The following is an 8,761-nucleotide window of genomic DNA, read 5'->3' on the forward strand; positions in this document are numbered from 1 at the left end:
ATCTGAAGAAGGAATCGTAGATGAGCATGCCCGCCTCGAGCTGCTCGAGATCGTCGCGGAACATGCGTGACAGGCCAAGCGATGCGGCAAGGAAGCCCGCCGCTTGCGGCACCATGTCGAGCCGTGCCGTATCGGCGGCGCGCACGATCAAGGCCAGGCGATCGAGGGCCTCCGAGCGCAGCCCGAATTCCTCGATCATCGTGTCGAAGGTGCAGCGCTCGCCGCGATGGCTCCAGAACACATTGTCGATGTCGAAGGGAACCGCCGCAAAGCGGTCGGCCACCGCCGGCACCTCGGCCGCATCGACGAACAGGAACACCGCATTGGGATCGACGAAGCGGCGGATCAGCCATGGGCAGGCGATGCGGTCGACCTTGGGCCGCGCCCGCGTCACCCAGACCGTGCGGCCCTTGTCGTCACGGGGCGGAATCGCGCTGGCCGTGACCAGCGGCGCCTTGGCCGCCGCCCAGGCCTCGAAGCCACCTTCCAGCGATTCCGCCGCTATCCCTTCATGGCGCAGCCACGCGGCGACGCCTTGCGAGAGTTTTTGGCCCTTCTGGCAGATGACGACGACCCTGGAGCCGGTGAACTCCGCCGCCCAGGTCGGGACGGTCCTGAAATCGCGCCGGCTGGATGCCGGCAGCAGGCGCGGATCGGCTTGATAATCCTCCTCGACGCGCACGTCGACGAGGACGGGCGCATCCGGCAGGCCGGCGAGACGAGAAAGTTGCTGTACGGTGATTTCGGTTGTTGACGGCATGGCGTCCACCTCCAGAACAAAGAGAGTTTGGACGCGAACGTTGGGCTGACGCCTCACGGGGTCGTCGCGGGGAACCCCTTGCCTAGGATGCTGGAACGATCCCTCGCCCTTGTCAAGGAATGAGCTTCCGCGAGCGATACCCGCGGCGGTTTGCGACGCTTACTGCGCCGTCCAGCCGCCATCCATCGGCAGGGTGGTGCCGGTGATCTGCTTGGCCGCGTCCGAGCACAGGAACAGCGCCAGCGCGGCGAGCTCGTCCACGGTGACAAATTCCTTGGTCGGCTGCGCGGCGAGCAGCACGTCGTGCTTGACCTGCTCCTCGGTCATGCCGCGCGCCTTCATCGTGTCGGGGATCTGCTTTTCGACCAGCGGCGTCCAGACATAGCCGGGCGCGATGGCGTTGACGGTGATGCCTGCCTGGGCGACTTCGAGCGCCACCGTCTTGGTCAGGCCCGCAATCCCGTGCTTGGCCGAGACATAGGCCGACTTGAACGGCGAGGCGACCAGCGCATGCGCGGAAGCCGTGTTGATGACACGGCCCCATTTGCGCGCCTTCATGCCGGGAAGTGCCGCCTTGATGGCGTAGAAGGCCGCCAGCAGGTTGATGCGGATGATCGCTTCCCATCTGTCGTCGGGAAACTCGTCGATCGGCGCGACATGCTGGATGCCGGCATTGTTGACCAGGATGTCGAGGCTGCCGAAAGCCGCATCGGCCTCGCGCACCATGGCGCTGACGGCCGCGCCGTCCATCATGTTGGCATCGGAATAGCGGCACTTGACGCCGAAATCCTTCTCGATGCCGGCGCGCTCCTGCTCGATATCAGCTGCGTCACCGAGGCCGTTGATGGTGACATTGGCGCCCTCGGCGGCAAAGGCGCGGGCGATTGCCAGGCCGATACCGCTGGTAGAGCCGGTGACGAGGGCGTTCTTCGAGGAAAGGGAACCCATGATGATCTCGCGACAGGATTGAAGGGGATATTTCCGCACATAGTTTGTGCGCCGCAACATAACAATGTCATGACCATATGTGGTGCGATTACAATGTTGTGATGCTGTAAAGGAGACTGCGTGCTGGCCTCAAGGTCGATGACATGGCACTGTCATGGTGCCGTGCAACATAGTCCTCCTGCGCGTTTCGAGCGTATTATTCCTGCAACCGATGGGTAAATAGCTTGAAAATCGACGACGTCGTGAAGCGCGCCTATGCGATGCCGCTCACCAATCCATCATTCCCGCCCGGGCCTTACCGTTTCTTCGACCGCGAATACATCATCATCACCTACCGCACGACACGCGAGGCGCTGGAGGCGGTCGTGCCGGCGCCGCTGGAGATCGACGAGCCGCTGGTCAAGTACGAGTTCATCCGCATGCCGGATTCGACCGGCTTCGGCGACTATACCGAGACCGGCCAGGTCATCCCCGTGCGCTACAAGGGCCAGCACGGCGGCTATGTCCATTCCATGTATCTCGACGACGATGCGCCGATCGCCGGCGGCCGCGAGCTCTGGGGTTTCCCGAAGAAGCTCGCCAGCCCCAAGATCGTGCATGAGGGCGAGGTGGTTGTCGGCACCTTGCACTATGGCAGCGTCCTATGCGCCACCAGCACGATGGGTTACAAGCACCAGGAGGCCGACCACGACCAGGTGCTCGCCTCGCTCGCCGCGCCCAACTTCCTCAGCAAGATCATCCCGCATGTCGACGGCACGCCGCGCATCTGCGAGCTGGTTCGCTACTACCTTACCGACGTGACGCTGAAGGAGGCCTGGACGGCGCCGGCCGCGCTCGACCTTCGCCCTCATGTCATGGCCGACGTGGCGAAGCTGCCGGTGCTGGACATCGTGTCGGCCGTCCACTTCACCGCCGACCTTACGCTTGGGCTGGGCGAAGTCGTCCATGACTATCTCGCCGACCGCGGCCATTCCTGGGCGAACGCAACCCAGCCGGAGAAGGCCCGTGCTTGAACGCACCCGAAACAAGGCGGTCGCCGCCTCGATCGAGGAAATAACGGCGCAGTATGACCGCATCGCCCTGGTGTTCCAGGGCGGCGGCGCGCTCGGCGCCTATCAGGCTGGAGTCTACCAGGCGCTGTCCGATGCCGGCTGCGAGCCGACCTGGCTCTCCGGCGTGTCGATCGGCGCCATCAACGCCTCGATCATCGCCGGCAACGAGCCGAGCCGTAGGCTGGAGCGGCTGGAGCAGTTCTGGCAGACGATCTCCGGGCGCAAGATCTGGGCCTATACGCCAGAGGGCGACATCTATCGCGACATCCGCAACCGCACCTCTTCGTGGATGACGATGATGATGGGCCAGCCCGGCTTCTTCAAGCCTCGCTCGCCCAATCCCTGGTTCGAGCAGCCGGGCGCCGAGGGCGCGACCAGCTTCTACAACACCGCCGAGCTCAAGGACACGCTGGAAAGCCTGATCGACTTCGACATCCTCAACGACGGCAGGAAGCGGCTGAGCGTCGGCGCGGTCAATGTCAGGACCGGCAACTTCGTCTATTTCGACACCGACAAGGTGCGCATCGGCCCGGAGCACATCATGGCGAGCGGCGCGCTGCCGCCGGCTTTCCCCTCGATCCGCATCGAGGGTGAATATTACTGGGACGGCGGCATCGTCTCCAACACGCCGCTGCAATATCTGCTCGACCAGGAAGAAGACCGCTCCTCGCTGGTGTTCCAGGTCGACCTGTTCAGCGCGCGTGGCGCCTTGCCGCGCGGCATGGCCGACGTGCTGTCGCGCCACAAGGACATCATGTATTCCAGCCGCACGCGCCAGAACACCGACAATTTCCAGCGCATCCATGCGCTGAAGATGAAGCTGCTCGACGCGCTGAAGCGCGTTCCCCCCGAACTGCTGAAGGAGGGTGAGAGGGACCTGATCGCCGATTATTCCGACGCCGGCGTCGTCAACATCGTCCACCTGATCTACCAGCACAAGGGCTACGAGGGCCACGCCAAGGACTACGAGTTCTCCGGCACCTCGATGCGCGAACATTGGGAGATGGGGCTGGAGGACACCGAGCGCACACTGCGCCACCGCCAGTGGCTGACGCTGCCGACCAATGCCGAGGGCGTCACCATCCACGATCTCCACCGCGAGGATCCGACTTAGCCGCCGGCGAAAGATCGCGGCCTGTCCATACGGCACCCCCGTCGAGTTCCCTCACACCCCCTCTGTTCGGCTTTCGCTAATCTCCGGCATTGCAACAATGGAGGTCCGCGCTGAAGCCGCTGATCTCCCCCTTGCGGGGAGATGGCCGGCAGGCCAGAGGAGGGTGCTGTCCCGCCGGCGCCTCGAAACAGCCATGGAACAGCCACAAAGAAAAAGGCAGCGGCTGCGACCGGCGCTGCCTTTTATTTGAGAACTTGGCCGCTCAGAACACCTGGCGGAAAATGATGAACAGCACGAAGGCGAGCGCGATCGAGCAGGGCAGCGTCAGCACCCAGGCAAGCAGCAGGTTGCGCACGGTCGACCATTGCAGCCCCGAGCCGTTCGCCGCCATGGTGCCGGCAACGCCCGACGACAGCACATGGGTGGTCGACACCGGCAGGCCGAGGCGGTCGGCCATGCCGATCGTGACCATCGCCACCAGCTCCGCTGCGGCGCCCTGGCCATAGGTCAGATGGCTCTTGCCGATCTTCTCGCCGACCGTCACGACGATGCGCTTCCAGCCGACCATGGTGCCCAGCCCGAGCGCCAGCGCCACAGCGATCTTCACCCAAAGCGGAATGAACTTCGTCGCGTTGTCGACCGCCTTGTGATAGTCGGTTACCGCCTTGAGATCGGCGGCCTCCATCGGCAGCAGCTTCTTTTTGTCGATCAGTTTGAGCGCCTCGCCGATCAGATAGATGTCGTTGCGGGCGTTGCCGACCAGATCGGTCGGCACCTTTTCGATCGAAGCGTAGGGCTGCAGCGAAGCCGTGGTGTTGTGAATATATGTCTGCAGCGCCACCGTGGTTTGGTCGTTCCAGGTCCTGGTGCGCACGGCGTCCTGGACGGCCACCTTGGCATCGGGGACGGTGATGCCCGGCTTGACGTACTTGCCCAGTGCCTGTTCGACGCTCACCGAAGCCGACTTGTAGGCTTCGAGATAGTTGATGTCCGGGGTGCGGTTGAGCGCATAGGCCGTCGGCACCACGCCGATCAGGATCAGCATGATCAGGCCCATCCCCTTCTGGCCGTCATTCGAGCCATGGGCGAAACTGACGCCGGTGCAGGTGAAGATCAGCAGCGCGCGGATCCACCACGGCGGCGGGGTGTTGCCCTTCGGCGCCTCATAGAGCGCCGGATTGCGCACAAGCAGTTTCATCGCATAGAGCAGGATTGCCGCGGCGAAGAAGCCGATGATTGGCGAGACCAGCAGCGTGGTGCCGACATTGGTCGCTTGTGACCAGTCGACGCCACTGGTGGCGCTGCCGGCCGGCGCCATGAACTGGTTGGCGAGGCCGACGCCGATGATCGACCCCACCATGGTGTGCGAACTTGAGGCCGGCAGGCCGAGGAACCAGGTGCCGAGGTTCCACAGGATCGCGGCGACCAGCAGCGCGAACACCATGGCGAAGCCTGACGAGGAGCCGACCTGCAGGATGAGCTCGACCGGCAGCAGCGACAGGATGCCGAAGGCAACCGCGCCGCTGGAGGTGAGAACGCCGAGGAAATTGAAGACGCCCGACCACATGACGGCGAACTCGGCCGGCAGGGAGCGGGTATAGATGACCGTCGCCACGGCATTGGCGGTGTCGTGGAAGCCGTTGACGAACTCGAAGCCCAGCGCAATCAGCAAGGCGATGCCGAGCAGGATCCACGGCACCGTCTTGGCTATGGCGAGATCCTGGCTGAGTGCGTAGGCGACATAGATGACGCCGGCGAGCACGATCACTCCGAAGGCCGGCAGGAACCACTTGGCGCCGCCGGTTTGATTGAGTGGATGATCTGGCCTTGGAATGCCCGCTTCGCTCGAAACAATGTCCACCATGTCCCACTCCCGTTCGCACTTCGGCACAACCACAGGTGAGGCTATGTCCGGTCGATGAAGCTGGTGTGACGGGCGGGATACCGGGCTCGGCAGGGAGGGCATTTCAAAACGCCAGTCAAATGCCGGCGCTAGGCCCCTATCCGGCGATCTCCAGCAGCGACGAGGTCAGCAGCTGCCGCTCATCCTTCGAGAGCACGTCGGAATCGAAGAGATTCATGCTGCGCATGCCCTCGATGGCGAGGAAGCAGACCAACAGCGCGCTGAGGTCGTTCGTCTCCCCCTTGAGCCGCTCGAACAGCTGCCGCTTGAACGATTTGATCGGCGTCAGGAATTCGGGATCCTCGGCGATGGCGGAAAATATCCAGGACGCCGACGGCTGCGGCTCCTCGCATTCGTCGGCCGAGAGCTTGATATAGGCCGCGAGCGCGCTTTCATGACCAGCCACGGCGGTGCGGGCTTCCATCGCCTGCTCGAATGCCTTGAGATAATCCTCCACCAGGCTCTGCATCAACTTGGCTTTGGTCGGGAAATTGTAGAGCAGGCCGCCCTTCGACACGCCGGCGCGGCTGGCGACGGCGTCCAGCGACAGGCTGCCCGGACCCGTCTCGCGCGCCACGTCGGCGGCGGCGGCGAGTATCCTGTCACGCGAATTTGCTCTGCGGGTTTTCATCGGTGCATCCCCCTTACATTAGCCTAGGCGGAATTGACAACACCGTCCAGACGGTACAGTAAGATCGCCATCATTTGAAAACGGGACCTGACGTCGATATGTGTCCCGCTGTTCGACGACTATTGCCGGACGCCGGCCGAGGGGGACTGTTCGTGAAGCGCTTCTTCATCATCGTCGGAATATTGCTTCTGCTCATTGTGGTGTGCGGCGGAATTGTCGCCTTCAACCTGTTTCGTGACAGCGCGATCAAGCAGTATTTCGCCACCATGAAGCCGCCGGCAGCGACCGTTTCGACGGTCATCGTGAAGCCGTCCGAGTGGACGCCGGGCGTCGAGGCGATCGGCACCGTCAATGCCGTGCGCGGCGTCGACCTCACCGTCGAAACAGCCGGCATCGTCAAGAGCATCATGTTCCACGCCAACCAGAAGGTAGCCGACAACGCCGTGCTGCTGCAGCTCGACGATGCCGTCGAGCGCGCCGATCTCGCGGCGGCGAAAGCACAGAACGTCTCTGACCAGACGGCGCTCGAACGCGCCGTCGAATTGCAGCGGCGCGGCGTCGGCACCGACGCCACGCTCGACACCGCGCGGGCGACCGCGTCGGCATCCGCCTCGCAGGTCAACAAGCTGCAGGCGGTGCTCGACCAGAAGCAGCTGACCGCTCCCTTCGCCGGCACTGTCGGCATCCCCAAGATCGACCTCGGTCAGTATCTCGCCACCGGATCCTCGGTGGTGACCCTGCAGGACCTCGATACCATGCGGGTCGACTTCTCGGTGCCGGAACAGCAGTTGCCGCTGCTCAAGATCGGCCAGACGGTGCGGCTCGGCATCGGCGGCGGCAACAGCGATATGCCGTTCGCCGGCGCCATTCGCGGCATCGACCCAAAGATCGACCCTACGAGCCGGCTGGTGTCGATCCGCGCCGAGGTCGCCAACCCCGACGGCAAGCTGACGCCAGGCCAGTTCGTGCAGGTGCGCGTCGAGTTGCCGGAGGAGCAGAATGTCCTGACGCTGCCGCAGACGGCCCTGACCTCCAGCCTCTATGGCGACTTCGTCTTTGTCGTGCGTCCGGCCAAGCCCGCGGGCGACGCTGCCGCTCCAGCAGCCAAGCCCGAAGAGAAGCCGGATGCGACAAAGACCGGCTCCACCCCGGCCGCCAAGCCGGACGAAAAACCTGACGAAAAGCCGGCCGACGCGGCGGCCAAGCCGGTGGAAGGCGAAAAGCCTGAGCTTGTGCTTGCCCAGGTATTCGTCAAGCCCGGCCGCCGCAACGCCGGCATGGTCGAGATCCTGGAAGGCATCACCGCCGGCGATGAGGTCGTCACCGCCGGCCAGAACCGGCTCTTCAACGGCATGTCCGTTGCCGTCGACAACACAATCGATCCGACCAAGCCGGCGAACAAGCAGGCCGCCCAGCAATGAATTTCTCCGACATCTTCATTCGCCGGCCGGTCCTGTCGACCGTGCTCGCCTGCATGATCCTGCTCCTGGGTTTCCAGGGCATCTTCAACCTGTCGATCCGGCAGTATCCGAAAGTCGACGAGACGGCCATCACCATCACCACGGCCTATCCAGGCGCCAGCGCCGACCTGATCCAGGGCTTCATCTCCGCTCCGATCGCCCGCGCCGTCGCCTCGACCGAGAACATCGACTACGTCACCTCGTCGAGCCGGCCCTCCTCCAGCACCGTGGTTGTGCAGATGAAGCTCGGCTCCAACCCGGACGTCGCGCTGACCGAGGTCCTGTCCAAGGTGCAGGGCGTGCGTGGCACCTTGCCCGACGCCGCCAAGGATCCGGTAATCGTCAAGGGCACCGGCCAAGAGTTCGCGATGATGTACATCTCGATGCAGAATCCGAACATGACGAAGCAGCAATTGACCGAATATATCGAGCGCGTCGTTCGCCCGCGCATATCGACGGTCGAGGGCGTCGCCGACGTGCAGATCTTCGGCGCCGAGGATTATTCGATGCGGGTGTGGATCGACCCGGTCAAGCTCGCCGCGCGCGGCGTCACGGCGGCCGATGTGCTGACCGCCATCAACGACAGCAACTTCCTGTCGGCGCCCGGCAACACCGAGAACGAATACGTTGTCTCATCGATCACCGTGCGCTCGACATTGCAGACGCCGGAGGCTTTCGCGGCGCTTCCTCTGCGCTCCAAGGACGGCAATGTGGTGAGGTTGCGCGACGTGGCGCGCGTCGAGCTCGGCGCGGTCAGCACCGACACCAGGGTCTCCTTCAACGGCAAGCCCGGCACCTTCCTTGCCATCTTCCCGACGCCGGCGGCCAATCCGCTGACGACGGCGGCGGCGATCCACAAGCTGGTGCCGACGATCCAGGAGACGCTGCCGCAA

General features: G+C 64.0%; 8 protein-coding genes. 4 read left to right on the plus strand and 4 right to left on the minus strand.

Annotated features, from left to right (window positions below; genetic code table 11):
- A partial coding sequence (locus EOA33_RS14990; protein WP_127405965.1) for a sulfurtransferase/chromate resistance protein occupies positions 1-760 on the minus strand: 760 nt, incomplete at its 3' end.
- A gap of 159 nt (positions 761-919) precedes the next feature.
- Complete coding sequence (locus EOA33_RS14995) at positions 920-1,708, minus strand: 3-hydroxybutyrate dehydrogenase (RefSeq protein ID WP_126058029.1); 789 nt, start codon at positions 1,706-1,708, stop codon at positions 920-922.
- A 224-nt stretch (positions 1,709-1,932) separates the two neighbouring features.
- On the opposite strand from EOA33_RS14995, the gene EOA33_RS15000 reads away from it, so the two are divergent.
- Both EOA33_RS15000 and EOA33_RS15005 read left to right on the plus strand, forming a co-directional pair.
- Positions 1,933-2,721 carry an acetoacetate decarboxylase gene (locus EOA33_RS15000; RefSeq protein WP_126058028.1) on the plus strand — a complete coding sequence of 263 codons (789 nt, stop codon included), beginning with the start codon at positions 1,933-1,935 and terminating at the stop codon, positions 2,719-2,721.
- Positions 2,714-3,874, plus strand: a complete 1,161-nt coding sequence (locus EOA33_RS15005; RefSeq protein ID WP_127405966.1) for a patatin-like phospholipase family protein — start codon at positions 2,714-2,716, stop codon at positions 3,872-3,874. The genes EOA33_RS15000 and EOA33_RS15005 overlap by 8 nt, the downstream gene beginning before the upstream one ends.
- A 262-nt stretch (positions 3,875-4,136) precedes the next feature.
- Here EOA33_RS15005 and EOA33_RS15010 read toward each other — a convergent pair whose 3' ends face one another.
- Both EOA33_RS15010 and EOA33_RS15015 read right to left on the minus strand, forming a co-directional pair.
- Positions 4,137-5,738, minus strand: coding sequence for an inorganic phosphate transporter (locus tag EOA33_RS15010; protein ID WP_126058026.1), 1,602 nt, complete (start codon positions 5,736-5,738; stop codon positions 4,137-4,139).
- A gap of 136 nt (positions 5,739-5,874) precedes the next feature.
- Positions 5,875-6,408, minus strand: coding sequence for a TetR/AcrR family transcriptional regulator (locus tag EOA33_RS15015; protein WP_126058025.1), 534 nt, complete (start codon positions 6,406-6,408; stop codon positions 5,875-5,877).
- A 98-nt stretch (positions 6,409-6,506) separates the two neighbouring features.
- Between EOA33_RS15015 and EOA33_RS15020 the strand changes: the two genes are divergently transcribed.
- Together EOA33_RS15020 and EOA33_RS15025 are read left to right on the plus strand one after the other, a co-directional pair.
- Positions 6,507-7,829, plus strand: coding sequence for an efflux RND transporter periplasmic adaptor subunit (locus EOA33_RS15020; protein WP_189347714.1), 1,323 nt, complete (start codon positions 6,507-6,509; stop codon positions 7,827-7,829).
- Positions 7,826-8,761: efflux RND transporter permease subunit (locus tag EOA33_RS15025; protein ID WP_145989151.1), on the plus strand; the 936-nt coding region annotated here is incomplete at its 3' end. The genes EOA33_RS15020 and EOA33_RS15025, both read left to right, overlap by 4 nt.

The organism is Mesorhizobium sp. M4A.F.Ca.ET.050.02.1.1 (genome assembly GCF_003997725.1).
Taxonomy (GTDB): domain Bacteria; phylum Pseudomonadota; class Alphaproteobacteria; order Rhizobiales; family Rhizobiaceae; genus Mesorhizobium.